General features: G+C 36.0%; 31 protein-coding genes and 2 pseudogenes. 13 read left to right on the top strand and 20 right to left on the bottom strand.

Annotated elements, in window-relative coordinates:
• Positions 1–82: 82 nt before the first annotated feature.
• Positions 83–925, top strand: a complete 843-nt coding sequence (locus tag ACYQ3P_RS10155; protein ID WP_460178052.1) for a transposase — start codon at positions 83–85, stop codon at positions 923–925.
• Positions 926–1,187: 262 nt separating this feature from the next.
• On the opposite strand, the gene ACYQ3P_RS10150 is transcribed toward ACYQ3P_RS10155, so the two are convergent.
• From ACYQ3P_RS10150 to ACYQ3P_RS10125, 6 genes are all read right to left on the bottom strand, one after another.
• Positions 1,188–1,559 carry a hypothetical protein gene (locus tag ACYQ3P_RS10150; RefSeq protein ID WP_460177770.1) on the bottom strand — a complete coding sequence of 124 codons (372 nt, stop codon included), beginning with the start codon at positions 1,557–1,559 and terminating at the stop codon, positions 1,188–1,190.
• 39 nt (positions 1,560–1,598) lie between these two features.
• Positions 1,599–2,474, bottom strand: coding sequence for an ISNCY family transposase (locus ACYQ3P_RS10145; RefSeq protein WP_460177769.1), 876 nt, complete (start codon positions 2,472–2,474; stop codon positions 1,599–1,601).
• Positions 2,475–2,644: 170 nt separating this feature from the next.
• Positions 2,645–3,370 carry a hypothetical protein gene (locus ACYQ3P_RS10140; protein ID WP_460177768.1) on the bottom strand — a complete coding sequence of 242 codons (726 nt, stop codon included), beginning with the start codon at positions 3,368–3,370 and terminating at the stop codon, positions 2,645–2,647.
• Positions 3,371–3,402: 32 nt separating this feature from the next.
• Positions 3,403–3,975, bottom strand: a complete 573-nt coding sequence (locus ACYQ3P_RS10135) for a hypothetical protein (RefSeq protein ID WP_460177767.1) — start codon at positions 3,973–3,975, stop codon at positions 3,403–3,405.
• Positions 3,976–3,982: 7 nt separating this feature from the next.
• Positions 3,983–4,396, bottom strand: coding sequence for a DUF4870 family protein (locus ACYQ3P_RS10130; protein ID WP_460177766.1), 414 nt, complete (start codon positions 4,394–4,396; stop codon positions 3,983–3,985).
• A 63-nt stretch (positions 4,397–4,459) separates the two neighbouring features.
• Positions 4,460–4,735 (bottom strand): hypothetical protein, encoded by a 276-nt coding sequence (locus tag ACYQ3P_RS10125; RefSeq protein ID WP_460177765.1) that lies wholly within the window; start codon positions 4,733–4,735, stop codon positions 4,460–4,462.
• A 117-nt stretch (positions 4,736–4,852) separates the two neighbouring features.
• Here ACYQ3P_RS10125 and ACYQ3P_RS10120 point away from each other — a divergent pair, with 117 nt between their 5' ends.
• From ACYQ3P_RS10120 to ACYQ3P_RS10105, 4 genes are all read left to right on the top strand, one after another.
• Positions 4,853–4,990 carry a hypothetical protein gene (locus ACYQ3P_RS10120; RefSeq protein WP_460178092.1) on the top strand — a complete coding sequence of 46 codons (138 nt, stop codon included), beginning with the start codon at positions 4,853–4,855 and terminating at the stop codon, positions 4,988–4,990.
• Positions 4,991–5,653: 663 nt separating this feature from the next.
• A complete protein-coding gene (gene htpX / locus ACYQ3P_RS10115) occupies positions 5,654–6,496 on the top strand; it encodes a zinc metalloprotease HtpX (protein WP_460176491.1) in 843 nt (280 codons plus the stop codon).
• The gene (gene purE, locus ACYQ3P_RS10110) at positions 6,497–6,994 is read left to right on the top strand and encodes a 5-(carboxyamino)imidazole ribonucleotide mutase (protein WP_460177764.1); all 498 of its coding nucleotides are present in this window, start codon (positions 6,497–6,499) and stop codon (positions 6,992–6,994) included.
• Entirely contained in the window at positions 6,981–7,181 is a 201-nt protein-coding gene (locus tag ACYQ3P_RS10105) for a heavy-metal-associated domain-containing protein (protein WP_460176493.1), read from the top strand. Before purE ends, ACYQ3P_RS10105 begins: the two co-directional genes overlap by 14 nt.
• A gap of 113 nt (positions 7,182–7,294) precedes the next feature.
• On the opposite strand, the gene ACYQ3P_RS10100 is transcribed toward ACYQ3P_RS10105, so the two are convergent.
• Positions 7,295–7,558, bottom strand: a complete 264-nt coding sequence (locus ACYQ3P_RS10100; RefSeq protein WP_460176494.1) for a hypothetical protein — start codon at positions 7,556–7,558, stop codon at positions 7,295–7,297.
• A 168-nt stretch (positions 7,559–7,726) separates the two neighbouring features.
• Between ACYQ3P_RS10100 and ACYQ3P_RS10095 the strand changes: the two genes are divergently transcribed.
• Both ACYQ3P_RS10095 and ACYQ3P_RS10090 read left to right on the top strand, forming a co-directional pair.
• The gene (locus ACYQ3P_RS10095) at positions 7,727–8,665 is read left to right on the top strand and encodes an NAD(P)/FAD-dependent oxidoreductase (RefSeq protein WP_460176495.1); all 939 of its coding nucleotides are present in this window, start codon (positions 7,727–7,729) and stop codon (positions 8,663–8,665) included.
• Between the two features lie 4 nt (positions 8,666–8,669).
• Complete coding sequence (locus ACYQ3P_RS10090) at positions 8,670–8,897, top strand: hypothetical protein (protein ID WP_460177763.1); 228 nt, start codon at positions 8,670–8,672, stop codon at positions 8,895–8,897.
• Here ACYQ3P_RS10090 and ACYQ3P_RS10085 read toward each other — a convergent pair.
• From ACYQ3P_RS10085 to ACYQ3P_RS10075, 3 genes and pseudogenes are all read right to left on the bottom strand, one after another.
• A pseudogene (locus tag ACYQ3P_RS10085) lies at positions 8,866–9,489 on the bottom strand (restriction endonuclease subunit S); the annotation flags it as partial. The gene ACYQ3P_RS10090 and the pseudogene ACYQ3P_RS10085 overlap by 32 nt on opposite strands.
• A 32-nt stretch (positions 9,490–9,521) precedes the next feature.
• Positions 9,522–11,649: pseudogene (locus tag ACYQ3P_RS10080) on the bottom strand (N-6 DNA methylase); the annotation flags it as partial.
• Positions 11,650–11,743: 94 nt separating this feature from the next.
• Entirely contained in the window at positions 11,744–12,418 is a 675-nt protein-coding gene (locus ACYQ3P_RS10075) for a hypothetical protein (protein ID WP_460177762.1), read from the bottom strand.
• Positions 12,419–13,157: 739 nt separating this feature from the next.
• On the opposite strand from ACYQ3P_RS10075, the gene ACYQ3P_RS10070 reads away from it, so the two are divergent.
• The 4 genes from ACYQ3P_RS10070 (at position 13,158) to ACYQ3P_RS10055 (ending at position 17,334) form a co-directional block, all read left to right on the top strand.
• Positions 13,158–14,087, top strand: coding sequence for an AAA family ATPase (locus ACYQ3P_RS10070; RefSeq protein WP_460177761.1), 930 nt, complete (start codon positions 13,158–13,160; stop codon positions 14,085–14,087).
• Positions 14,088–14,200: 113 nt separating this feature from the next.
• Complete coding sequence (locus tag ACYQ3P_RS10065; RefSeq protein ID WP_460177760.1) at positions 14,201–14,944, top strand: DUF58 domain-containing protein; 744 nt, start codon at positions 14,201–14,203, stop codon at positions 14,942–14,944.
• On the top strand, positions 14,925–16,763 hold the full coding sequence (locus ACYQ3P_RS10060) for a transglutaminase TgpA family protein (protein WP_460177759.1): 1,839 nt from the start codon (positions 14,925–14,927) through the stop codon (positions 16,761–16,763). The genes ACYQ3P_RS10065 and ACYQ3P_RS10060 overlap by 20 nt, the downstream gene beginning before the upstream one ends.
• On the top strand, positions 16,744–17,334 hold the full coding sequence (locus tag ACYQ3P_RS10055) for an L-threonylcarbamoyladenylate synthase (protein ID WP_460177758.1): 591 nt from the start codon (positions 16,744–16,746) through the stop codon (positions 17,332–17,334). Before ACYQ3P_RS10060 ends, ACYQ3P_RS10055 begins: the two co-directional genes overlap by 20 nt.
• A gap of 16 nt (positions 17,335–17,350) precedes the next feature.
• Here ACYQ3P_RS10055 and ACYQ3P_RS10050 read toward each other — a convergent pair whose 3' ends face one another.
• Positions 17,351–17,566, bottom strand: coding sequence for a rubredoxin (locus ACYQ3P_RS10050; RefSeq protein WP_460177757.1), 216 nt, complete (start codon positions 17,564–17,566; stop codon positions 17,351–17,353).
• Between the two features lie 195 nt (positions 17,567–17,761).
• Here ACYQ3P_RS10050 and folK point away from each other — a divergent pair, with 195 nt between their 5' ends.
• Together folK and ACYQ3P_RS10040 are read left to right on the top strand one after the other, a co-directional pair.
• A complete protein-coding gene (folK, locus tag ACYQ3P_RS10045; RefSeq protein WP_460177756.1) occupies positions 17,762–18,214 on the top strand; it encodes a 2-amino-4-hydroxy-6-hydroxymethyldihydropteridine diphosphokinase in 453 nt (150 codons plus the stop codon).
• A gap of 93 nt (positions 18,215–18,307) precedes the next feature.
• Positions 18,308–19,204 carry a manganese-dependent inorganic pyrophosphatase gene (locus ACYQ3P_RS10040; RefSeq protein WP_460177755.1) on the top strand — a complete coding sequence of 299 codons (897 nt, stop codon included), beginning with the start codon at positions 18,308–18,310 and terminating at the stop codon, positions 19,202–19,204.
• 104 nt (positions 19,205–19,308) lie between these two features.
• Here the strand turns inward: ACYQ3P_RS10040 and ACYQ3P_RS10035 are convergent, their stop codons facing one another.
• The 9 genes from ACYQ3P_RS10035 to ACYQ3P_RS09995 form a co-directional block, all read right to left on the bottom strand.
• Positions 19,309–20,307 carry an NHL repeat-containing protein gene (locus tag ACYQ3P_RS10035; protein WP_460177754.1) on the bottom strand — a complete coding sequence of 333 codons (999 nt, stop codon included), beginning with the start codon at positions 20,305–20,307 and terminating at the stop codon, positions 19,309–19,311.
• Positions 20,308–20,346: 39 nt separating this feature from the next.
• Complete coding sequence (locus ACYQ3P_RS10030) at positions 20,347–21,792, bottom strand: hypothetical protein (protein WP_460177753.1); 1,446 nt, start codon at positions 21,790–21,792, stop codon at positions 20,347–20,349.
• A 72-nt stretch (positions 21,793–21,864) separates the two neighbouring features.
• Positions 21,865–22,233 carry a hypothetical protein gene (locus ACYQ3P_RS10025; protein ID WP_460177752.1) on the bottom strand — a complete coding sequence of 123 codons (369 nt, stop codon included), beginning with the start codon at positions 22,231–22,233 and terminating at the stop codon, positions 21,865–21,867.
• A gap of 75 nt (positions 22,234–22,308) precedes the next feature.
• On the bottom strand, positions 22,309–23,157 hold the full coding sequence (locus tag ACYQ3P_RS10020) for an OmpA family protein (RefSeq protein ID WP_460177751.1): 849 nt from the start codon (positions 23,155–23,157) through the stop codon (positions 22,309–22,311).
• Between the two features lie 32 nt (positions 23,158–23,189).
• Positions 23,190–23,420, bottom strand: coding sequence for a hypothetical protein (locus tag ACYQ3P_RS10015; protein ID WP_460177750.1), 231 nt, complete (start codon positions 23,418–23,420; stop codon positions 23,190–23,192).
• On the bottom strand, positions 23,393–23,776 hold the full coding sequence (locus ACYQ3P_RS10010) for a Yip1 family protein (protein WP_460177749.1): 384 nt from the start codon (positions 23,774–23,776) through the stop codon (positions 23,393–23,395). The genes ACYQ3P_RS10015 and ACYQ3P_RS10010 overlap by 28 nt, the downstream gene beginning before the upstream one ends.
• A gap of 19 nt (positions 23,777–23,795) precedes the next feature.
• Positions 23,796–23,918: a hypothetical protein gene (locus ACYQ3P_RS10005; protein WP_460177748.1), complete on the bottom strand. Its 123-nt coding sequence runs from the start codon at positions 23,916–23,918 to the stop codon at positions 23,796–23,798.
• Complete coding sequence (locus ACYQ3P_RS10000; protein ID WP_460177747.1) at positions 23,911–24,210, bottom strand: DUF3617 domain-containing protein; 300 nt, start codon at positions 24,208–24,210, stop codon at positions 23,911–23,913. The genes ACYQ3P_RS10005 and ACYQ3P_RS10000 overlap by 8 nt, the downstream gene beginning before the upstream one ends.
• 15 nt (positions 24,211–24,225) lie before the next feature.
• Complete coding sequence (locus ACYQ3P_RS09995; RefSeq protein WP_460177746.1) at positions 24,226–24,528, bottom strand: hypothetical protein; 303 nt, start codon at positions 24,526–24,528, stop codon at positions 24,226–24,228.
• Positions 24,529–24,676: the final 148 nt, after the last annotated feature.

Below are 24,676 nucleotides of genomic sequence, written 5' to 3'. Positions count from 1 at the left end.
CTCCTACGGAAACACTCCAAAACATAACACCTTCCACTACTTTAGGCAAAGACTTGGAGTTGACACTTTTCATGATATTGTTATGAATCTTATTGCTCAATCTTTGGTTAATATAAAAAGCAATAAACTTAAGCTTTCTATAGATTCTACCCATATAGAAGCCTTTCCTTCTGATAAAGATGCTAAGCTTGGATACAAACAGAAGGACTTTAGCTTTTTTGGCTACAAAGTCCATCTCACAGTCACTACCACAGAATTGCCAGTGATTGTATCTGCCACTGTTACAGAGGGAAATAAATGGGATGGGCACTTTCTTGCACCTTTGACAGAGTTTGCTCAAAAGATTGCTAAAAAGAACAACAAAACAATACAGGCAGTAATAGCAGATGCAGGATATGATTCTGTGGAAAATGGGAAATTTCTTTTGGGAAGAGACATTATTCCATACATTGCTGAAAATCCCAGAGGAAGAAAAAATCCTTTGCAAACAGGCTTTATAACTGTAACATCCAAAGGAAAACTTGTCTGTCCAGTAGGAATTGAACTTTGTTATTGGGGAAGAGAAAGCAAAAGAGGAAGAATAAAATTTCGCTGCGGGCTTCATAAAGAAAAAGGAAAAGGATGTCTTTTTAGAAACATCTGCTATGGCAAGAGTGATTACGGACCTTGTTTTTATATCAAAGAAGACCAAGACACACAAAAAACAATGAGAGCGATAAGAAGTAAGAAAAGCTTTAAAGCGACTTATAAGCAAAGGACAGTAATTGAACGAGTCAACAATGTACTTAAGACAGCTCAAAGGCTTTGTCAGTTGAGAGTAAGGGGGATAAAACAAGTAAGCATACATGTTTTTATGAGCATTGCAGCTTATTTGAGCAGAGTCATAGCTGGATTTAAGACGAACAACAAACTTGTTAGTGTGTAAAGCATATACTAAACAATAATATAAAGAGAACAATATAGGAAATCTAAGGGATAGCATTTGAAAATTGAGGGGTAACAATTGATTTTTTAGTGATAAAAGGGTTAATGTTTGAGCATATGATGGAAAAATTACTATCAATTTTTTATTGAAGTCTTTTAAATTTTTCTTACCTATCTCCATAGACTTAAACCTTTATCATTTTTTGAACAGTCTCATTACTAAAGTCAAGTCACACTTTATTACTACATTAAAATGTCACATTTTATTTTAAGCTTCTCCTCCAAGGGTGATTAGCTGCAGGTTTATATTTTTTCTTTTCCTTCTGCTCTCTCTGTTCCTCTATATAAGTCCTGAGATTTAAAATCTCTTCTTTCTCTTTAAGTCTCTCTTTTTCTGTCTTATCTAATCCTTTTATTTCTGAATATCCTATACGTTTGCCTTCCCATAATATCTCCATTCTACCGTCTCTAAGTTCACAAACCTCTACCCGTTTGCCTGCAAGGCTCTTAATTCCCTTTACACGAAGTATCTGATAAACTCCTCCACAGTATCTTAATGTGTTGTCTTTGTTCACTTTTCTTGGATGTTTTATTGAAAAGACAAGGTCAAGGTCTTTTTCTTTAGCCACAGGCATATAAAGACTCTCTACAGAAAGAGTGTATCTACTGTTACTTTATGTAAGAAATTCCTCTTTGAGAAACTTGTTAGCCTCATCATAATCCCTTATGCCACTTAATCTCATCTCCTTAATAAGCCTGTCCTGAAAAAATCTAAACTTACGTTCAACTCTTCCTTTTGCCTGCGGAGTATTTGCATTGATTAGTTTAATCCCCAATTCATTTAATGCTCTTGCAATCTGGGTTTCTTTATGTTGTACTTCAACATGATAGTGAAGCCCTCCATGTCTTGTTGTCCTAAAGTGAGAGGCTTTATCAGTGTATAAAGCCATAAAGACACCTCTTTGCTCTATATATGCTCTTATTACTGACATATTTGCCCATACTGTCTCAGATGGATGAAATTCAGCATACACAAATCCATCTGCATCATCTATCATTGCTACAAGCCACCATTGCTGCCCAATACCTTCAATCCACCTATGTTGAGATGAATCCATCTGCACAAGCATTCCTGCCTTAGGCATCCTCCTTCTCCTTCGGTATACTTTTCTTTTCTTCTTAGGTTCATGTAACCCTTCCTGTATCAATATCTTTCTTATACTTTCATAGCTTAAGTTAATGTCATGAACATCCTTAAGTTTATCCTTAAAGTGAAGTATGTTGAAATCCCAGTACAAGGACTTTCTCAAGCTTATGATCTCATCCTTGACGGAAGAGTCAATCTTTAGGGCTGTGGGTGGCTCAGGTATTTTCCTTAAAAGTCCCTCAAAACCCTGAAACTTGAACCTCTCCTTTAGCCTTAAAACCTGTCTGTAACTCAACCCTAATATCTCCTGAGCTTGTTTAAGGGTTAAAAAGCCTGATAAGACTTGATTCATTACTTCAAACCTCTTCAACTCTTCCTCCGTAAAAATGTATTTTTTCTCCATAAAACCTCCTTCCTTTAGATTGCTTGCCTAAAAGAAGGAGGTTAACATATATGTGACATTTCAATTTAGTAAAAACAGATGACATTTTAATATAGTAACCACATTCATAATTTACCTCTATTGATTTCTGATAAACCAAATAGCATAATATATTCTCCTCATTTCACTTTTCACTTGCACTGTAAATCAACAGATGCTTTTATTGATACTGTCCTGTCTTCTTTTTTGGGCTCAGGTGTTTCCATCTTTTCATATTTCAAACCAGCAGAAAATAAGTTTAATTCATCTCTCCACCAGCCCCACCATCTTGAACGATCAATATCATAGTTTATTCTTGATATTGAACAACTCTTTTCCAGCTTTTCTGATACCTTCTTGGCAAAATTTTTGGCTGAATCAATTATGGAATAACGAAGTTCCTCTTCCACTGCCCTTACTTGCTCTTTTGATATCGTCCAGTAAGGCTCTGATACTGCGTAATTTATTTTCTCTCCATACTTGTCTTTGAATTTCTCAACTGCCTCAAATATTTTACTTTGCTCACTCAAATCTTTCAATTTAAAAACATAATTTAGCTCTCCTTTATATCCAGCACAGCGTTTTCTTTCTTTTTCCCACCAGCAATATTTTGCTACTGAGTATTTTCCCCCTGTATAATCTACATTTAGACTTCTTATTGCTTTATCAATTGAGCCAAATATGTTAATTGCTTCAGCTTCAGTTGAGGTATTAGCCTTAATTTGTAAGTTCATAATTAAAGTGTCAGGCTCAAAGGCTTTTCTGTCCTCAAGGGTTATGGAGACAACTGTGCCTAATGTGTCCTTTTCACCTGCCTCAGCATAAAAAGCGCCAAATATTACAAAAAGTCCGACCAAAAGTAAAACTGCTTTTGACATTTTTTCCCTCCTTTTTTCGTAATTTTAATTAATTATTTCACGATTACAGGTTCATATTCAACAAGCCTGTATTGTTTATCTTCCTTCTTAAGCATTAAAGAAACAGGAATTTTTGAATAGTAACCTTTGCCTACTCCTACTTCAATTACAATATGTGGATCGTATAAGAAATAGCGAGTATCTCCATATAGTTCAAACCTAACATTTCTTATATCTGTTATGCTTTCTCCATAACGCATTAATCCTGTAAGAGACACCGCATTTGTCTGCAATATACCTTTGTCTGTTTCAATTAATGCAACTGCTTCGTATTCTGCTTTGCCGTCTTTTTCTATCAAAAATAAAACAACCGCATCAGGAAGTCTGTTTTCAATATCTTCTTTTTTAATTTGTTTGTCTTTGACTGCATATTTAAGAAGAACGACTTTAATTCTGTCATCTACATAGTTCCCATTTTGGAGTTTAACAGGCTTTTCAAGTGATAAGAGCTGATATGTAGTATCTTTTATAAATTCTTCTATGCTTTGTTCTGCATAAAGTAAATCAGACACTGTAATTAACAATGCCAGAAGAAAAACTAAAAGTATTTTTCTTTCAATTTTCATCGCTTTCTTATAAAAATTTCCATGCAATAGCTTCATTTTTGCTTAATGCCATCATGCCTTTAATGTTTTTATAAATAAACCAAGCCAAAATCAAAGCGTAAAGAACAAAATTAAGTGGGAATAGTGGCAAGACTACTATTGAACCAAACCCAACAAACATAAACAAAACTGCAAGTAAAATGGATACCCAAAACAGTTTAATCTGATAGCTAAAGTGAGACTTAAGCCATTCAGCAGCATTGCCTCTTTGAATGTAAGCCATAACTACTCCAACAATTGCAGTTACTCCTAATAAAATTGCACCAAGATAGCAGAAATAAACAATCCAAGCCCATTTCTTTGCGTCAGAAAACACATTCTCCATTGTTTTGTCAAAAGAACTCTGTTGAGTCTTTTGTTCCTGATTGTTAATTGGCTCCATAAATCCTCCTTTTTATTTTTTTAGTATTGTCAAAAATTTACTACTTAAAAGTCTATAAAATTCTTATTCTTCAATGCATTCTGTAAAAAAGCTTGTCTCCCCCTCTACTTTAGAGGTTAAACTAATTTTTCCCAAATAAAACAAAGGAGCCAAGCCGTGAATAAAATTTTCCGTTTTGTTATCTGGATGTGTTCCAAGTTCTCTCGCTCTCAAATAGAAACTATCGCTTTTACTCTTATTGACATCCTTCTTAACCGTTACCCTGACATTAAACTGAAAGATGACCTCAAAGAAAAATATCCTAACTACAGAAATTTCTATGTTGACCCTGTAATGCACCCCTTTGGTTTGAACATTTTTGATGTCTTAAATGTGTAGAGGGCATGCTATTCTCCTGCCTGCCTCTTTATAGTATAACATCTCAAACTCCTCTGGACTCTTATATCCCAATGCACTATGAACATAAAGGCGATTGTAGTCAACCTCTATCCATTTGCCGTATTGTATGAACTTCAACAAATGTTTCAGATGAGATTTGCGTATGAAACACCGAAAAATAGAGATAGAAATCCAATAATTGATATAACCATTTGAAAATTAAGTATTTTTTTGCTGTCATTGCGAGCATCCGAAGGATGCGAAGCAATCTCTCCGTTTGCCTTTTACGTCTCATGTCTTACTTTTTACGAATATTTAGAGATTGCTTCGGGCACTACGTGCCCTCGCAATGACCCCTCTGCCTGTCATCACGAGGCTTGCAAAGCAACTTTTTCCCGTCATAACGAGGCTTGCTTTAGCAAGCCGAAGTGATCTCTTTTTTGTGACGGGGGATAGAAAGACGAGATTGATTCGGGACTTCGTCCCTCGCAATGACGAGGCGGATGGGTCATTGCGAGGCATCCGTCAGGATGCTGAAGCAATCTCTGAAATCTCCACGTTTTCGCTCACAACAGGGGACTCGTAGTTATGAATTGTTGGATTTCTAAGCTGTCGCTCTGTAGCACTGTCGCTCTATGGCACTATGACGACGAGTTTGCTTCGCTTCGCTCGGAGTCGCAATGACGGAGAGGTTTTCACCATGCACCATCCACCATTCACCATCCACCAATTAGAGACTGCTTCGCCTCCTTCGGAGGCTCGCAGTGACGAGTGTCTATCTCTATTTTCAGTTCGTTTAATTGCTTGCCTCGTTTTTAAGATTAATGTTAGATTTAAAAAGATATATTTTTATAAATTGCAAACGAGGAGGTGTAGTAGATGCACACATTGAAAACTCTTGTTTTAATGGTGTTTCTTACAGTGTTTTTTATCTTTGTTGGCTCTGCGATAGGAGGTAAACAAGGTGCAACAATTGCTTTGATTATGGCACTTGCTATGAATTTCTTTGCCTACTTTTTCAGTCATAAAATTGTTCTTTCTATGTATGGAGCAAGAGAGGTAACAGAGGCTGAAGCTCCAGAGCTTTACAATATTGTAAGAAGACTTGCACAAAGGGCTGGGCTTCCAATGCCTAAGGTATACATCATTGAAAGCGAACAGCCAAACGCATTTGCAACAGGAAGGTCTCCAAAGCATGGTGTAGTTGCAGTTACAACAGGCATCATGAGGATTCTCTCAAGGGAAGAGCTTGAAGGTGTAATAGGCCACGAACTTGCACATATAAAGCACAGAGATATTCTCATAAGCACAATTGCAGCCACAATCGCTGGAGCAATCTCTTATCTTGCACAGATGGCAATGTGGGCTAATATTTTTGGCAGACACGATGACGAAGAAGGCGGACATCCGATTGTAGCTCTTTTAATGATGATAATCGCTCCTATTGTTGCCATGATTATTCAACTTGCCATAAGCAGAGCAAGAGAATATGCAGCAGATGAAGAAGGAGCTGAAATAGCAGGAAATCCGCTCTATCTTGCAAATGCCCTTAAAAAACTTCACTATGCATCCCAAGCAATACCAATGGATGCAAATCCGGGAACAGCTCATCTATTCATTGTAAATCCTCTTTCTGGCAAAACAATAATGAAACTTTTTAGCACCCATCCACCAATTGAAGAGAGAATTGCAAGACTTGAGTCAATGACAAGGAGGAGATAAATGACTAAAGTATTAATACTCATGGGAAGTGATAGTGACTATGATATTATGAAAAAGGCTGCTAAAGTTTTCAAGGATATGGGCATTCCTTTTGAGATTGATGTATGTTCTGCCCACAGAACACCAGATAGGGCAAAGAATTACGCTGAAGAGGCTGAAGGGAGAGGAATAGAGGTTATCATAGCTGGAGCTGGTATGGCAGCGCATCTTGCTGGATTTATTGCAGCCCATACTACTTTGCCTGTAATTGGAGTTCCAATCTCTTCAGGAGCATTAAATGGCTTTGATGCTTTACTTTCTACTGTTCAGATGCCTCCCGGTGTTCCTGTGGCAACAGTTGGAATAAATGGAGCTGAAAATGCAGCTTGGCTTGCATGTGAAATCCTTGCAACAAAATATTCTGAAATAAGAGAGAAGCTCAAATTAAAAAGACAAGAAATGTATAATAAAGTTTTGGAAAAGTCTGAAAAGATTAGAGGGCAACATGAAAACTATTAAAATTTATATTGAAGGAATGACTTGTCAGCATTGCGTAAAAAGAGTTACTCAGGCACTTGAAAAAGCAGGTGTTGAGGAGTCTGAAGTACAGATTGGAGAAGCTGTTATTACTTTTGATGAAAATAAAACAAATTTGCAGATAATATCTAAATCATTGGAGGATGCAGGCTATAAGTTAAAATCTTAAAAAAAATTAAGTCCTAAATTATTCTTTTTTAAGCTCATTGATAGAGGTCGCAATACCTTCAGCTTGCGATAGATTTTTCTCTATTCTGTCATCGCAAAACACTCTCATTATTATTACGATGGTGCGCCAAGATGCGAAACAACATTGCCCTGTTTATTCCTTGTAAGGAGAGAGAATCCCTGGCAATGACTGAAAAAGGAGGTCATTATGAGCCTTGCTGAACCCAAAAGATAGAGATAGAAATCCAATAATTGATATAACCATTTGAAAATTAAGTATTTTTTGCTGTCTTTACGAGCATCCGAAGGATGCGAAGCAATCTCTACTTTGTTTTTCAATAAAGCCTTATTAGAGACTGCTTCGCCCAAGATTGCCACGCTATCGCTCGCAACAGAGGGCTCGCAGTGACGAGTTTCTATCTTTATTTTTGGATTCACGATTTCTATGTATTTACTTCATCAAACTGATATAATAAAAAATAAAATTCAATAATATCATTGCTGAGACATCCTTAAAATGTCTCGTAATGTCAAGGAGGCAAAGTTATGGCAGAAATTTATGACCTTGTAATCATAGGTGGAGGACCTGCAGGACTTACTGCAGCTATATATGGAAGAAGAGCCAATCTCAGCACCCTTATTCTTAATAAATCTAAAACCGCTGGAGCAATTTCCTACGCAACATTAATAGAAAATTTTCCCGGATTTGAGAGAATCTCTGGCAAAGAATTGCTTGAAAGAATCCTCAACCAAGCACTATCATTGGGTGCTGAATACAAAGAGGAGCAAGTAGTTGGTGTTAATCTAAATACAGAGCCAAAGGAAGTTTTTACGATGCAATCTTCTTATAATGCTCGGGCATTAATTATTGCAACCGGCTCTATGGGAAGAAAGCCAACAATAAAGGGAGAAGGAGAACTGCTTGGTAGAGGTGTGAGTTACTGTGCAGTATGCGATGCTCCTTTTTTCAGAGGAAAAATAGTGGCTGCTTTAGGAGACAATGAAGAGGCTGCTAAAGAAGCAGTATATTTAACTCAGTTTGCTGAAAAGTGTTATCTTATCACATCTTCATCAAAAATTAAGGTTGATGAGCAGCATCCAATCTTCTCAAACACAAAAATAGAGATTATAGTTGAGCATTCTGTTAAAGAGATTCAGGGAAAAGATTTTGTTGAGGCTATTGTTTTAAAGGATAAAGCAGGAGAGGAAAAAACAATTCCTTTGCATGGAGTTTTTGTTTTCATGGCAGGTTCTAAGCCTATTACGGATTTTCTTGGTGAATCAATTCAACTTGATGAGCGGGGCTTTATAATTACTGATAACCTTATGCAGACAAACATTCAGGGAGTATTTGCAGCTGGTGATGTAGCATCTCCTATGGTGAGGCAGGTAGTTGTTGCATGTGCACAAGGAGCAATAGCAGCCCTCTCGGCGGAAAAATATATTCGCGGTGGGCAGAGAATAAAACCAGATTGGCAGAGGTGATACTATGAACGGAAACAATGGAAATTGGACTGGAGAAGGCTTTGAAAATATGCTTTTTGATTATCTTGACAATGGCTATCTGGAAAATATAATTACCTTTTTTGAACACGAACCAAATGAAATGCGTCTTATTCCAAAAATGCTTCAGGATGAAAGAATTCGTATAAGGGTTGGAGCCCTCGCAATAATTGAATCTCTTACTCCGGTATTCTACCGATCGGTGAGTCTTTAAATTTATGGGTTTTTTCGGTGCGGATTTTGCCGTTTTCATCAATTCCTTTGGTTAGTAGTTCCTGCATCAGCCCTTGTTTTATACGTTTGTATTTTTCGATAATCTGCTCGGTCTTTTCAATTGCATTATCAACCGTTTCCAGAATTTCAGCAATCTTCTGCTGTTCGGGGAGAGGAGGAAGGGGTAGCAACATCCTGTAAAGGGTTACCCTATTTAAACTTGGAACGCCAGTCGCCTCATTCAAAAGATTAAAATCAACTGTCTCAAAAAAATAATATAAATAATGCATATCTATATCATTGTTGCCCAACTTTAGATAAAAAGCAGTATCTATGACCCAAAACTTTGTATCTTTAGGTATAAATGTTTTTGAATTAATTGTCCCTTTTCTAGGAATGACAATTGACTCTCCAATATCCAAATGTTTGTCTGTAAAACCAAGTATTCCCCCGGTGCCATACACAATAGTACCACCATCTTCCTTATATTTATCAATATTTAGGCCTTCACCATAAATCAATTCAGCCACCTCCCCCAACCTCACCCACTTCCAACCTTTCGGTAGTGTTTTTAACTCTTCAAATTTTGCCATCACTTAACCCTAACTTATTCATAAGTTAATTCCTACAGGTATCCCAAACTCTTCAAAAATTCATTCAGCTTTTCTGTCTCTCTATCCCTTGCCTCAAGGAGCTCTTTCATAGAGACCTGATATTTGTCCCAGAGGTTCTCAAAATACTTAACGAGTTCCTTCTTTTCTGCGTTTAGGTATTTGTTCATTTGTTCATCTATTTTATTATAAAATTTCTCAAGAATAAGCTCTTTTGCTTCCTCTTGAGTGAGAGATTCCAATTTTTCTTTAATTTTTTTCTCAAGTTCTTTTTTCAATTCATTAAATTTTTTATTTAACTTTTTTAACTCTTCACTCTTTCCTTTAATTTTTATAATAAGCTCATATCCCTTTCTCTGCTCTTCAGAAAGGCTTAATATTGCCATGTTTTTTGAATATTTAATACCGTATGTTTCCTCTATGTAGGCAATTGCCTTTGAACCTGTTTTCTGTCCCATTTCTTCTTCGTCCCAGTCTTCTATTTCTTCAAGTATTTCATTCAATTCGCCTTCAAGTTCAGTAATCTTTGCTTCAATATTTTCTATCTCCTCATTATCCTCTTTGAAAAACTTCTCTTTTATCATTTCTTCTTCTACAAGCTCAGCCCTCCAACCGCTTGAGATAATACTTTTGAAATCATATCTTAAATCCTCCCACCAGTTTACAAAGATTCCAGCAATTTTAAATTCATCAAGCAAGCTTAAGGGCAGTAATTTTTCTTTAAGTTTCTCTTTTGCGTTGTTTCTAAATCTCCATAAATTATTGCTTGAAATGTTTTCAAACTCACTTAAAATCTCATTCCACCATTCATTCAGACTACTCTTGTGTTTTTTTATGATTTCTTTTTTTATGATTTCTTTAATACCCCTGGATGCATCGATGAATTCCCTGATTTTACTTTTTTCATCAACCTTAAATTCAAAATATTTCTCATTCTTTTCATTTATCAAATCTTTGTAGTCAAAGCCAAATCTTCGCATTTTCTCGTTTATAAGTTCAACCTCAATTTTTAGTATTCCACCATGAAGGTGGGCATTTATGTCTTCAGGCTCAGGGTCTGGTGAATTATCCACATATCTTCTTATGTTGAGATTAAAGTCATTTTCTTCAATTTCTTTTAAATTAACAAGACGTGAGTATTTAGGTATTTCAAGCTTTTTTCAAATACAGTAACAATCTTTTCAATATCTTCGGGTCTTAAGTAGTTTTGATTTCGTCCCTCTCCGTATTCTCTATCTGCATTGATAAATAATATTTTGTTCTTTAGCTCTTCTGGTTTACTTTTGTTGATTACAATTATGCAGACTGGAATGCCCACATTGTAAAAAAGCTTTGCGGGAAGTCCAATTATTGCCTCAATGATGTCGTCCTTTACAATTCCCTCACGAATGATCTTTTCCTGTCCACCACGAAACAGTACACCGTGAGGCATAACCGTTGCCATAATGCCATTGCCTTTTAGGCTTGCAATCATATGCTGTAAAAACATAAGGTCTGCTTTCTTGCCTGTCTCTGGAGTAAAGCCATATTTAAATCTCTCAGGAAACTCCATGTTGGCACGAGAATAGTTTTGTGAAAAAGGTGGATTGGCAAGAATTCTGTCAAATTGCTTTATATAGCCATTTTCAAGAAATTTCGGACTCGCAATTGTATCGTCGTTTTCTATATACGCATCAGGAATATCATGTAAAATCATATTCATTTTGCAGATTGACCATGTAAGTCCGTTGTTTTCCTGACCGTAGAGAGCTATATTTTCGGATTCTGTCCCTGCTCTTCCACATATTGCCGTGCTGCAATTAAAAATCCTCCTGAACCTACAGTGGGGTCATAAATCCTCATACCTTCCTGGGGTTTAATTAACTGAACCATTAGTCTTTTTACACAGGCAGGAGTATAAAATTCACCACCCTTTTTACCGGCAGAATCTGCAAAATCTTTAAGTAGATACTCGTAGGCAGCACCGAGAAGGTCAGGAAATTCAAAATTATTACTGGTTAATTTGTATTTATTAAAGTGGTGAATTAGGTCTATTACTTGTTGGTCTTTAAGCTTTGTTTTTCCCTTTATTGCATTGAAGTTTATATGTTTTAAAACGCCATCAAGTTCAGGATTGGCTTCCTCAATAGCTGAAAGAGCTTTCAGTATTTAGGAATCGCTTAAATTTAGATTCGCTACCGTTCATTCTAATTATTATAATCAAATGAATGCTCGTGTAAAAATTAACACTGGGAATTTATAACATCCCAGTGTTTTTAAGCTCATCTTCAGACAGTTCCAGTTTACACACAAAACACCTGCCTACAGTTAAAAATTGCCCGCTCAGGTCGTCTTCCGATTCTGTATAAAGCTTAAGAACGCAAAAGGATGCATTACCACAAGCAGGACATTCCATACTGTCGCGTATAATTTCTCTTTCATCGTAGGAAGAGCGGATGTTGATTTTTTTTCTTTCCTCAATTAATTCAGGATTTAACTCATTGTACTCTTCTCTCTTTTCCATTATTTTCTGGCTTAAGGCATCAGATTGTTGTCCTGTTAACTCTTCTTCCTTTGCCTTAAGTTTCTCAAAAACAGTCTCATTAAAAATGTCTTCATATTTGTACGCATCAGATACTTCCTGAATCGGGACTTTTCCCATGCCAGTGCTCTCCCTTAAAGCTTTATCTTCAGCAATTTCTCTTAAATCATCTATGTGTCTTCCTCCTGCAAGTAACATAAGAACGATGGGATGAATATATTGCCAAGCATCATATCCTCTGTTTGAACCCGGAGATGGCATTATCCTCTGAATAAGCTTTTTAACTCCAAAAGCCAACATGAATTCTGTAAAAAGAGTAGCTCCTGCATGGGGAGTTAACTTTTCATCTGTTCTTTTAAACTTGAAATTAAGCAGAGTTTGTTTTATCATATCTTAAGCTCCTTGTGTATAATAGTTCACCCAATGGGTGATTTTGTTGTTTCCATATAAACTATTATACACAAAGGAGCCTCTCTATTTTAGTAGATTTCTATTTCTATTTTAGGGATTAGACCCTAAAATAGAGATGGAAACTCGTCACCGAGAGACCTCTATTGTGATTGATAGCGTGGCAATTCTTCAAGGAGCTAAAATAGATCACTTCAGCTTGCTTCGCAAGCCTCGTGATAACAAAAGAGGGGTCATTGCGAGGGAGAAAGTCCCGAAGCAATCTCGTTTTTTTCCTTTCAACAAGGAAAGAGATTGCTTCGGCATCCTTACGGATGCCTCGCAATGACGTGATAGGATATAAAGGAACGAGATTTCCGTGCAGTGCTTCGCACTACTCGCAATGACAGGATGGGATATAAAGGAAGAGAGATTGCCACGCCTCACCTTCGGTGAGGCTCGCAATGACGGCAAAAAGACAATCGGTGAGGCTCGCAATAACGGAAAAAACTGTCGGCAGGCTCGCATGACTAAAAATTATATGGCAGGCTTGCAATGGCAAAAAAAATCGGGCAGGCTCGAAATAAAGGGAAAAGATAATCGGTGAGGATTGCAATCACTGAAAAATAAAACGGCGAGGTTTGCAATGACTGGTTACCAAAGGTTTTATATAGAGGATGGTTCAATTTATATATGTTTGTCCATCATTTCCATAAACATCCGATAACTGTTAAAATAAAAAATGATAGAGAGCATTAAAAATGCCAAGATACTTGAGATTGTCAATAATCTTCGGGGTAATCTTCAGGGTAAAGAAAATGCCATTGTCCTGTCTTTAATTGCTATTTTTTCAAAAGGTCATTTGCTGATTGAGGATTTTCCGGGTCTTGGTAAAACATCTTTGGCTATTGGCTTGGCACGAATTTTAAATTTGAGCTTTGGAAGAATACAATGTACAAATGACCTTCTTCCTACAGACATTACAGGTGTATCCATTTATAATAAAAACACTGGTGAATTTGAATTTAAACCCGGTCCGATCTTCAATAACATTGTTCTTGTAGATGAAATTAATAGAGCTACTCCAAAGACTCAGTCTGCTTTGCTTGAAGCAATGGCAGAGGAGCAAGTGACCGTTGATGGAAAAACATATAAGCTTCAAAAGCCATTCTTTGTTATAGCAACGCAAAATCCAATTGAAACCTTTGGCACATATCCATTGCCTGAGAGTCAGCTTGATAGGTTTATGATGAAGATAAGGATTGGCTATCCTAACAAAGAGGCGGAAATGGATATTTTAAAAGGAGGCAGTTCCAGAGAAAGACTTTATCAGCTCACTCCATGCATGGATAAAGAGGAGATTATTAATTTACAAAATGAGATAAAAAATGTTTATTTATCTGAGAAAATCATTAACTGGATTCTTGATTTTATAAATGCAACAAGGCGGGACAGCCGAATTCTTCTTGGACTTTCAACAAGAGCAGGACTTGCTATTACTTATACCTCTAAAACCCTCGCTTTTTTCAGGGGCAGAGACTATGTTATACCTGAGGATGTTAAAGAGATTATATCTTATGTTGTTCCACACAGGATTATATTAAAAGAGGAATTTTTATCAAAGGAAGAGGTGGTATTATCAATTTTAGAAAGTATTCCAACACCTCCGTAAAGGTTACACCAGCTGGCTGGATTTACATAGGAACTACCCTTTTTATTGGCTTTGCGGCAGTAAATACAGGAAATAATCTCCTTTATCTTATTTTGTCCTTTCTCTTAAGCATTATGGCTATCAGTGGTTTAGCTTCATATTCAAATTTAAAAAATATCAGGATAACAATTGAACCACCTGCTGATATTTTCGCAAATCAAGAAGCCGTATTTAAGATAAGAGCAAAAACGAAATTTTTAGAAGCATTTCTTATACGAGTATCAATTTTGAATTCAAATGTTGTAATACCTCATTTTAAAGGCGAGTCTTTATCCAAAGTCAAACTAATTTTTCCAAGCAGGGGAAAGCATAAAATTAATGAGATATTTATCTCATCTTTTTTCCCGTTCTATTTTTTTAAAAGAACTCTCAGACTGCCTGTTGACATTGAATTTGTCGTATTTCCAAAACCTATTAAATGCGAAATTCCATTTATAGCCTACGAAAGCATGGCTAAAACCGAGTCTTCTGCCTCAAGAGGAAAAGCTTTTGAGGGAGAGCTTTCTGGAGTAAGAGATTATGCATTTGGAGACCCTTTAAAACACATACACTGGAAGGCAACTGCAAAGACATCCTCAATCAAAACTAAGGATTTCTCACCTCCTCAGGGAAATCCTGTGATTATTAATATAGATGATTTCAATGGCTCAATAGAAGAAAAAATAAGCAAAACAACCTATACACTGATTAAATTGCATAAAAACGGCTTACCTGTTGGAATGAAGTTAGATAAACAAATTTTTAAGCCTGACACTACTCAGGTTCACATAAGGAGAATGCTTTATGCTCTTGCACTCTATGGCATTGATAAAGATTGACAGCATTCTTTTTCTATTGAGTTTGGTTATAGCCTTTGTGCCTTTATCTGCGGTTTACTCTGAAATTTCTCTACCTATTCGTCTTATTTTTGTTTCTATGGTTTTGTTAAGTATCTTACTTTACATGAAAAAAGCTTTGCTTCCAAACTGGATTTTAAATATTCTGACTATTATGTTGCTTATCTATCCAATCCTCAGTTTTTCTCCTGATGACTTTTTAATTCCCTCCATAGAGGCTATTACTATAGTGTTAAGCATCAGGTTATTAGGCAGAAAAACCTCAAGGGAGTATTTTCAGATTTATCTGATTGCCGTTCTTCTGCTTGCTGGTTCTTCTCTTATCAATATGGGATGGATGTTTCTGCTGCGAACCTTTTTGATGCTCATACTGACCATCATCTCAATTCTTATATTGACTTACATAAAAGAGACGAATGCTCAATTCATAAAAATACATGAACTTTTGAATTTTGCCAAAATTGCTCTTTTAATGACACTGCTTTCTATTCCTTTAAGCGTCCTTTTCTTTTTTACTTTGCCAAGAACAGCCTCTCCTTTACTTGACATTGGAATAGGCAAGGCAAAAACAGGATTTACATCAACAGTAAATCTTGGAGGCATCAGCTCAATTGAAGAGGATACATCTGTTGTGATGAGAGTAAAAATCAAAAAACTACCTGAAAGTCAACTTTACTGGCGAGTGATTACTTTTGATACATTTGATGGCAAAACATGGAAAAAGACTTTAACTGAAAACGCTAAATCCAATGCAAAAGGTGAAAGAATAACTTACACGGTTTATCTTGAACCTTTGACTGAGCAGTATCTGCCTGTTCTGGATTATCCTTTTAATGTTTTTATGCAAAAGGTTATTTATGAGTCACCAGCAAGTTTTAAAACCAATTTTGCTATTGAAAAAACAACCAAGTACTCTGCCATCTCTCTTTTAAATGCATCTGTAGAAGAGCTTAATCCATCACCATTGTATCTTTCTCTTCCTGAAAAATTTTCACCAAAAATCAAAGAACTTACAGAGAGTATTACTGGCAATGCAACAGATAAAATAGAGATAATTCAAAGAATTATGAAGTTTTTAAGCAACTATCAATATTCTCTCAAAAATCTGCCTTCTGGCTCTCAGCCTCTGGAGGATTTTCTTTTCAACAAAAAAAGCGGAAATTGTGAATATTTTGCAACCTCAATGGCTTTAATGCTTAGAATAAAAGGCATACCTGCAAGGGTTGTCGGAGGATTTAAAGGTGGTAGTTATAACGAGTTTGGTGACTACTACATTGTTAGAGCACGGGAGGCACACCTATGGGTTGAGGCATGGATAGATGGTAAATGGATAAGACTTGACCCGTCAGGAAGAGTCTCAAGACCATCAGAGCCTGTTATATTTCATTTGATTGACTATCTCTGGAACAAAATTGTCCTTGATTATGACATTACTGCACAAATTAAACTTGCGAAGTCCATCAAATCACCGAAGATTGAGTTCAACAAAAAATGGCTTATTTTACCAATTACCATATTTAGCATTATCTTGATCATAAAAGGCATTGAATATATGCGTCGCAAAAGAGACCCTCTCTTTGTATTTTTAGGTATAATGAAAAAATATGGCTACGAAAGAAAGCCTAATCAGGGTTTGAGAGAGTTTATAGAAACTGTTGACAATCAAACATTAAGAAAAAGGGCTGAAAAATTCATAACAGCATACGAAGAAATATATTTTAAGGATGAAAAAATCACGAAAGAAAAATTGAAATTACTCCAGAAACTTCTGAGGGAAATAGATGAAACTCATAAAGGCTGAAGCTATAAAGATAGAGGATGTCAAAAATATTTTGGAAAAAGGCGGAATAATCATTTATCCAACAGAAACCCTTTATGGAATTGGAGCTAAATACGATGATAGGAATGCTCTAAAAAAAATATTTGAAATAAAAAAACGACCCTCTGAAAAGAGCTTTCCTCTAATCATTGATATAAAACATCTTGAATTAGTAGTTGAAAACATACCTGATTTTGCTTGGAAACTAATTGAAAAATATTGGCCCGGACCTCTTACCCTTATTCTTCCTGCTAAAGCAGGGCTTCCAGAGGAGATAACAAAGAATGGAACAGTTGCAGTTAGAATGCCGGGAGAGTCCTTTGCCTTAAAATTGATTAAGGAACTGCCTTTTCCAATAACAGCGACATCTGCGAATTTATCTCAGATGCCACCTTCAGACTGTATTGAAAAGGTTTTAGAATACTTTAAAGACGAAGAAATAAAGCTTATAATTGATGGAGGCAAACTCTTCGGCATTCCTTCAACCATAATAGATGTAACAGTAAATCCACCACGAATGATAAGAGAAGGAGCAATCAAAATAAAATTATAAAAAGATTTTTTAATTCTTAATCTTCATCGGGCAAGAAAAACTTTTTACCTGCACCACATACAGGACATCTCCAGTCATCAGGTAAATCCTCAAACGGAGTATCTGGAGGGATTTTACCTTTTTTGTCACCCTTTTTAGGATTGTATATATATCCGCAGTTATGTCCTTGACACCTGTAACATTTCATCTTTTTTTCCATATGCCCATCCTCCTTTTTATATATTTTTAACATAATAATAACTACAAAAAATAAAAATCAAGGAAAATCTTAACAGAGGAGTTTTTATAGAAAACCTTTACTATCCTGTCATTACGCATACAGTGAAACAATCTCACCTTAGGGTTCTTAAAAAGGCGAGATTGCCTCGTGGCTTTCGCTCTTATCAATGACAGCCAAGAAGCCCATAATTTAGGTATAATATATTCCATGCACATTGTTTACCTGCTACTTGGTTCAAATTTGGGGGATAGAGAAAAAAATTTAGCTGATGCAATAAAACATCTGCAAAAACTTGGGCTTCAAGTTCTAAAAAAATCTTCAATATATAACACTCTCCCTTGGGGGTACACTGAGCAGCCAGATTTTTTAAATCAGGCTATTGAATGTTTGACTGAACTTGAACCTTTAGAACTATTAAAAAGATTAAAGGAAATAGAAAAATCTATGGGCAGGAAGAAAACTGTGAGATACGGACCAAGAATTATAGATATTGACATCATTTTTTATGATAATTTAATTCTAAAAACCGAACAGCTTTCTATCCCTCATCCAAGAATGCATGAAAGGGAATTCGTATTAAAACCTTTATCCGAAATTGCTCCTGATTTTATTCATCCTGAACTGCAATTATCAGTAAAAAGACTGCTTGATAATCTTTAATAGCTTTATTTTAAATTTTAATGGCTAATTTCTTGACTTTTTAGCCTTAAAATTGTCAAAATTTTACAATTAAAAAAACTTTAGGAGGGTAAGATGAGCGACATTTATGTCATTGGCCATAAGGCACCAGACACAGACACAGTTTGTTCTGCAATCGTTTACGCAGGTATCAAAGGCTACAAAGCCGCAACAGCAGGACCTATTAATGAGGAAACAGAGTTTGCTCTCAAGCAGTTTGGGGTTGCTGCTCCAGAAATGTTAGAAAATGCTGCTGGCAAAACCCTTGTTCTTGTTGACCATAACGAAGAAAAACAAAGGGTTGATGGTGCAGAGAAAATTCTTGCAATCATTGACCATCACAAGATGAATTTCAACTATCCTGATCCTATCTTTGTTCATGTTGAGCCTGTTGGTAGCACAGCAACAGTAATTGCAAAAATGTTTCCAAATGAAGTAAAAGCAAACAAGGCTTATGCAGGACTTCTTCTTTGCGCAATACTTTCCGACACAGTAATATTTAAATCTCCAACCACAACAGAAGAAGACAAAAAAATAGCTTCTGAGCTTGCTGCTGTAGCAGGAATTTCAGATTTAACAAAATTCGGAGTTGAATTAAAGAAAGCAAAAGCAAGCATCAAAGGCAAACCAATTGCTGATGTTGTCCATGTTGACTTCAAAGACTATGACTTCAAGGGCAAAAAAGTCGGAATTGGACAGACAGAAGTTGTTGATATTGAAGAAGTATACGAGCAAAAAGATGCTTTCGTTAAATATCTTGAAGAACTCAAAGCCAGCAAAGGCTATGATATGGTAATCTTTATGGCAACAGACATTGTAAAAGAAGGAACTGAGCTTTTCTATGCTGGAGATGCTTCAATTATTGAAAAAGCATTTAATGTGAAAGTATCCGGACCATCTGTATGGCTTCATGGTGTACTTTCCCGTAAAAAACAGGTTGCACCACCTGTTGAAAAGGTATATTTAGGATAAAATCTCAATGGGTAGCGGGATTTTTCCTGCTACCCCTATCTTTAATATTTCCAGTTAGCTATCTGCTCTTGGTTTATTACCTTTACATCCTTTTACATAATTTTTTATCTTAGTAAACTATATTTCCTGATAAAAACTCCCTTTTTGTCACAAGTCATCTGATATATATCTCCTTCAGGAGATACTCTAATTGGTTGATAGATTTCATGGGGCATTTTCTGCAAAAAGAGCTCTACTCTTCCTAATTCATTGCCTTCTGAAGTAAGGACAACAATGAGTTTTGAGGATTTTGGCTCTTCAATAAGCATTGCTCCAAGATAGATTCTTCCGCTGCAATCGCTCCATATCCCAAGTAGATAATCAACATACATATCAAACTCAACAGTGTATTGCTTCATTATTGAGAATTTCTCTTGAGAATAGTAAATTATAGCAGTAATATCCCCTATCCTATTAGCTGACATCAGATGCTTTCCATCTGGCGTCAAAATCCCTGGAACATTTATCCGCTCAGAAAAAGGCTTTCCTTCAAGGGAAGCTATACGAACTGATCTTACACCTAAATTAAGCCAGACACCAGCCATGTCTCCGCTGTGAATGCTATAAATACCTGTAACTTCTGGAGCGTATGAAACATTTTCACCTTCCAATGGAATGTGATTGATTACTTTACCATCGGGCTCAAGAAAATAAACAGCTTTTTTGACCTGATTGTCAAGCAAAACAATTTTGCCATTAGGTAAAACATCAATATCCATAAATGTTCTAAATGGTATAGGAATTGTCCTTACTCTTTTGCCTTCTTTAAATACCTGAATACGGGAGTTTATCTGATCAAGGATATAGATTTCACCTTTTGCACCAAGATCAAAGCTCATAGGTCCTTCAGGATTAGCTTCCGGTGGAGTAACTATCCCAATGTCATTTGGACCTGAACCAAATTTTGCCCTTACCACCTCTTTTACCGTGACTTTACTTGCCTCTTTTTTTTCTTGCTGTTCTGGATTGTAAGATTTTGCAAAAGTTACATCTGTATAAAGAAAATTTGTGGTAGCCATTATTAAGCTAAAGATAAGGATAAACAATTTAAAAAATTCTTTCATAACCATCTCCTGCTATTTATGAATTCTAATACGATTCTACTATTTTTTCTTTTGACACTTCTCAAGCAACTTCTTTGCCTCTTTTTCGTCTATTCTTAAATTGTAAAGCGGTAAAACATCGTCTTTATAACCATCAATAAGTGGCAGGTTATTTCCATGATGGGGCTTCCAGCCTTGACTCTGAGTATCCGGAATGCTAATTGGGTAGTTGTGCACCTTAATCCAAGTTTTCCAGTTAGCAGATGTAGAAAAGTACAATGGTTTTTGATGATTCTTACGGAAATCCACATAGGCTTTATCAAGTCTATATTCACTATTGTTTAAGACTGAAAAGTGAAAACAACGCTTCTCACCTAAAGGAATGTATTCAAATTCAAAATCTGATGGTTTTGCTTCATTGGTTACTACCTCATAATAACAATTATCTTTAGTTGGTTTTAGCCTGAAAGAAATAACACCTGGAACGCTTTTTACATTTTTACCTGTGTATTGACATCTAGGAACATTTAACAATGTGGACACCATCCTGTCATGCCATGGATCCCAAGAAATTATTAGTTGTCCTTCAACACAAAAAATATCAAATGCTTTGGTCGCTATTTCTCTTTCTGGGATAGGGTTTTGTCCGGGGCGAATCTCACAGGTATTATAGATAGTAATTTTTTCCTTGTCGTTTCGGCAGGGGGCAGGAGCTTGGTATTGAATTTCAATAATGCCATTTCCTACCGTAAATATCCTGTATTCATCATAAGGAGTACCGTTGAGTATCTTTCCTTTTTCAGCCTTAACAAGGATCCTCTGCCAATGTTTTGAAGGCTTGCCATTTGCGTCACGGATGTTTTTCAATTTAATGGTCATGGTTTCGCCTGCCATAATCGGTTCCTTTTCCAATTCAAATTCCAGATTCTCAGGAATTCTCTCATAATCGTATAGTAATTTATCCAAAGGTTGAAATGTTTTAGCGAGATTTTTTGTATTTTTAATTCTTGCCCGTACGCATTCGAGGGGTTCTCGGGGTATACATGAAAAAGCTCTTTGACCACTTTTTACAGTGGTCTGATGTCCGATATCAATAAGTTCAAGGTTTATTTTGACATCATAACCTTTCGGTGGATCTCCTGTACCTGTTACTGAGTAACTCAGTAAAAAAAGATACTCAATATATTGTGCTGGGTTAATTTCAAAATATTCCCTAAATCTTTCTAATTCTGGTGGAACTTTTAATTCTAACATTCTGATTTCATGACATTTTAAAAATTGAGGTCCTCCACCCAACGCAGGATCAAGAAATACTTCATCTACAGGTCCGTGAAGCCATTCAGGAGGAAATCCAAAGATTTTCTTATATATTCTACTTTCCGTATCATAAGGTACATTGGCTTGCGTTGCAACATACCTTGAACAGCATGTTTTTGAAAAAGACTGGATGGGTAAGGCCAAAATACAGACAAAAACTAAAAATAAAACAAATAGCAATTTTTTCATATTTATCCCTCAAATCCTTAAACTTTTAAAAACTCCATGTCCTATCAACTCTTTTTTAAAGAAATTTAATTTTTATTTTGGTTGGCAGACAGTTCTTCCGCATCTGTTTCTACAATTTAGTCTATGATGCCAATCATCTCTTGGAATACTTGTAACACAACCTCCTACACAACTCCAGCATTCTCTGACATTTTTATAATTCCTCTTTACCCAATCATAATCCTCCTGACATCCTTTATATTGATAGGATCCGCAATTGTTACCTGAGGGACGATCCATTGTACCTTCCAAAATTGGTTCGGGTTGTGGACGGTCATCACCCATTCGTGCAAATATCTGATGTTCTTTGCCTCCTTTTTCTGCTTCCTGTGCTAATGATAAACTTAAAAATGTAATCAAAATAATCACAACTAAAAATGTTATGCCCAAAAATTTTTTCATCTGATTGCCCTCCTTCTCTTTTTAAATTGTTTAAAAAATTCTTAATTTCAATATTTTTATTTTCCCTAACCTCCACTACTGTTCAACAAGCTCTACCCTTCTATTCTTTGCCCTTCCCTCCTCTGTTTTGTTTGATGCAACAGGTGCAAGCTGTCCTAATCCAAAGGCTTTAAGCCTGTCGGATGAAATCTTATATTTTGTGGTAAGTTCTCTGACTACAGCATCTGCCCTTGCCTTTGAAAGTTTAAGATTATATTCAATACTTCCTACATTATCAGTGTGCCCAACTACATAAAGTTTTAATCCTCTGTTTTCCTGAAGCAGCTTTGCAACTTCCCTTATAGCAGGCTCAGAATCTGGTTTAATGTCAGCTTTGTCAAAATCAAAATAAATTCCATAAACTGAAGCACTACCCTTTGCCTGAATATCTCTCATTAAGCTCTTTGCATCTGCCACTACTTCCTGAACCATTGCTTCTTTTTCAACAATCCTAATTCCATAAGTTTTACCAGCTCCTCCACCTGACCATGAATCCACATAAACCCAGAAAGTCTTTCCAGCTCTGTCCAGTTTCAGCCAGATTTCATATTCTTCCTGATATACCTTTACTCCTCCGATTTTCTTAATTGCATTCTCATAGTTTCTTAGAACCTGCAAAGCACTTGGTGATGTGTATCCTTCTTTTATGTGGTAATCAATTTTATAAATCCTTCCCTCAACCTTTACATTTTTTCCCTTTGCATCTCTAAAATCAAATTGACCAAATTTTTCCTCAGTGCATCGCTGTATGTAGAAGTTATCCATCCTCGTAAGCATTGGATGGTCTTTACAACCTTTCGCATCCTCTTGAGCATGAACAGCTGGAAGTGCCATTAAGAAAAGTAATAATAATCCTATAATAAAAATTAAACCCTTTGCTTTCATTTTTTAGCCTCCTACTCATTGTTAAAACATTTTTAAAATCTTCCCATTGTAGGCACGAAAAAGGCACTAACGATTATTCCTATAACAAAATAAACAGCCACACTGGCAACTATAATCACTAAAACATATACGAAAGCTTTATCTTTTGGTGTGTTCATAAGAATGGGAAGCCCAAGATATAAGATGTAGATTCCATAAATTCCAGCTATGAGAACTAAAACTGAAAGCGCCGGTATTATATATATAGTATCCCCGCAATCCAAACAGGTGTCATAGAATAAAGAGAAAGTTTGACTGCATTTGTTATATCCTTCTGAGAGCTAAAAGACGGTGCGAGGGCATTAATTATAAAGGCAACTATGTAAACACCAACAAGTGATAACACATATGAGACAATTGAATGTCCCAGAGCATTACCTACTGACCAGCGTATATGCATACCAAATCCAGAGACTCCTACTAAACTGTATCCAATAAATTGAGCAATAGCAGGAATTGCAGCAAGAATTACGGCATAAGAGGTATAAAGTTGAGCTATTGAATGCTCTTCTCCTTTAATCTTTTCCCATTCTTGAGATGGACTAAATAAAATTCCCTTTACCCTATCCACTATATTCATGATTTCACTCCTTTCTCTTTTATTTTGGACATTGTCCAATCCATTTTCCCTTCATATACTGTGTCATTTGCATATTGCGAGATTTGACTTTGACTGTTCCGTTCATATTGTCGCCGTTGTAAGTAACGCTTCCTTCATTCATTTGTTATTTTCTCTCCTCTGTCAATACACTCCATTATCCAGTTTACTGTGTTACCTCTTACTTCATGCATTAGAATTTTACAATTTTGCTCCTTTTCGGGCTTCTGTGGAACATAATCTTTCTTTGTTAAACAAATCTTCGTAGTCTGTGGCGGCATTTTCATAGGCATTCCAGCAACCTGCATTTCTGTAGTTATCTCCCATAAACCTTCCTTTAAATTAGGTTCAGAATACAAATAACCGCTAAACATAACAATAAAAAGAATGCTTAATAAGTAAAAAATTCTTCCCATTCTTGCCCTCCTTTTTTAGTTTTTCTTCTTATAAAAATTTTGAAAGGGGTTTGGACACAGTTCCTTCAAGAATACCTCTTTAGAACCCGAAATTCCACATAAGTATGCTTCTCTCACTTCAGTTATTTTCCAATAATCCTCGCAATTATTTCTTGCAAAATGAAACTGCTTCCACTTCCCCCGTAGCTGGTCATCCAAAAATCCTTCTTCTACAATTGTTATAACTGATCTTGATGGACACTCTGCAGTGTTATCTTTTCTTTTTATGCTTACATACCTGACATTGCCAAAATCATGAAACTTGAAAACTATAAGCAAGGGATTAAATATCCAGTTTTCATCTCTTTGTGAAGCTTTTTGAATTTCATTATTAAAAACTCTTGCATCAATGATTTTATAAGACTTTACTGAAATTTTTTCAGGCTCTATACTTTGGGCAAGGGAGTAGGATAGAGGATAGAAGGTA

Source organism: Thermodesulfovibrio hydrogeniphilus (genome assembly GCF_054657355.1).
Note: the sequence above shows the minus strand (reverse complement) of the source record. Positions and strands in the feature narration are given on the sequence as shown.

Excerpts from the sequence above, each read along its gene's own strand:
- ACYQ3P_RS10155 (WP_460178052.1), top strand. The coding sequence starts at position 83 with ATGAATCTTATTGCTCAATCTTTGGTTAATATAAAAAGCAATAAACTT.
- ACYQ3P_RS10150 (WP_460177770.1), bottom strand. The coding sequence starts at position 1,559 with ATGCCTGTGGCTAAAGAAAAAGACCTTGACCTTGTCTTTTCAATAAAA.
- ACYQ3P_RS10145 (WP_460177769.1), bottom strand. The coding sequence starts at position 2,474 with ATGGAGAAAAAATACATTTTTACGGAGGAAGAGTTGAAGAGGTTTGAA.
- ACYQ3P_RS10140 (WP_460177768.1), bottom strand. The coding sequence starts at position 3,370 with ATGTCAAAAGCAGTTTTACTTTTGGTCGGACTTTTTGTAATATTTGGC.
- ACYQ3P_RS10135 (WP_460177767.1), bottom strand. The coding sequence starts at position 3,975 with ATGAAAATTGAAAGAAAAATACTTTTAGTTTTTCTTCTGGCATTGTTA.
- ACYQ3P_RS10130 (WP_460177766.1), bottom strand. The coding sequence starts at position 4,396 with ATGGAGCCAATTAACAATCAGGAACAAAAGACTCAACAGAGTTCTTTT.
- ACYQ3P_RS10120 (WP_460178092.1), top strand. The coding sequence starts at position 4,853 with ATGAACATAAAGGCGATTGTAGTCAACCTCTATCCATTTGCCGTATTG.
- htpX (WP_460176491.1), top strand. The coding sequence starts at position 5,654 with ATGCACACATTGAAAACTCTTGTTTTAATGGTGTTTCTTACAGTGTTT.
- purE (WP_460177764.1), top strand. The coding sequence starts at position 6,497 with ATGACTAAAGTATTAATACTCATGGGAAGTGATAGTGACTATGATATT.
- ACYQ3P_RS10105 (WP_460176493.1), top strand. The coding sequence starts at position 6,981 with ATGAAAACTATTAAAATTTATATTGAAGGAATGACTTGTCAGCATTGC.
- ACYQ3P_RS10095 (WP_460176495.1), top strand. The coding sequence starts at position 7,727 with ATGGCAGAAATTTATGACCTTGTAATCATAGGTGGAGGACCTGCAGGA.
- ACYQ3P_RS10090 (WP_460177763.1), top strand. The coding sequence starts at position 8,670 with ATGAACGGAAACAATGGAAATTGGACTGGAGAAGGCTTTGAAAATATG.
- ACYQ3P_RS10075 (WP_460177762.1), bottom strand. The coding sequence starts at position 12,418 with ATGATAAAACAAACTCTGCTTAATTTCAAGTTTAAAAGAACAGATGAA.
- ACYQ3P_RS10070 (WP_460177761.1), top strand. The coding sequence starts at position 13,158 with ATGATAGAGAGCATTAAAAATGCCAAGATACTTGAGATTGTCAATAAT.
- ACYQ3P_RS10065 (WP_460177760.1), top strand. The coding sequence starts at position 14,201 with ATGGCTATCAGTGGTTTAGCTTCATATTCAAATTTAAAAAATATCAGG.
- ACYQ3P_RS10060 (WP_460177759.1), top strand. The coding sequence starts at position 14,925 with ATGGCATTGATAAAGATTGACAGCATTCTTTTTCTATTGAGTTTGGTT.
- ACYQ3P_RS10055 (WP_460177758.1), top strand. The coding sequence starts at position 16,744 with ATGAAACTCATAAAGGCTGAAGCTATAAAGATAGAGGATGTCAAAAAT.
- ACYQ3P_RS10050 (WP_460177757.1), bottom strand. The coding sequence starts at position 17,566 with ATGTTAAAAATATATAAAAAGGAGGATGGGCATATGGAAAAAAAGATG.
- folK (WP_460177756.1), top strand. The coding sequence starts at position 17,762 with ATGCACATTGTTTACCTGCTACTTGGTTCAAATTTGGGGGATAGAGAA.
- ACYQ3P_RS10040 (WP_460177755.1), top strand. The coding sequence starts at position 18,308 with ATGAGCGACATTTATGTCATTGGCCATAAGGCACCAGACACAGACACA.
- ACYQ3P_RS10035 (WP_460177754.1), bottom strand. The coding sequence starts at position 20,307 with ATGAAAGAATTTTTTAAATTGTTTATCCTTATCTTTAGCTTAATAATG.
- ACYQ3P_RS10030 (WP_460177753.1), bottom strand. The coding sequence starts at position 21,792 with ATGAAAAAATTGCTATTTGTTTTATTTTTAGTTTTTGTCTGTATTTTG.
- ACYQ3P_RS10025 (WP_460177752.1), bottom strand. The coding sequence starts at position 22,233 with ATGAAAAAATTTTTGGGCATAACATTTTTAGTTGTGATTATTTTGATT.
- ACYQ3P_RS10020 (WP_460177751.1), bottom strand. The coding sequence starts at position 23,157 with ATGAAAGCAAAGGGTTTAATTTTTATTATAGGATTATTATTACTTTTC.
- ACYQ3P_RS10010 (WP_460177749.1), bottom strand. The coding sequence starts at position 23,776 with ATGAATATAGTGGATAGGGTAAAGGGAATTTTATTTAGTCCATCTCAA.
- ACYQ3P_RS10005 (WP_460177748.1), bottom strand. The coding sequence starts at position 23,918 with ATGAATGAAGGAAGCGTTACTTACAACGGCGACAATATGAACGGAACA.
- ACYQ3P_RS10000 (WP_460177747.1), bottom strand. The coding sequence starts at position 24,210 with ATGGGAAGAATTTTTTACTTATTAAGCATTCTTTTTATTGTTATGTTT.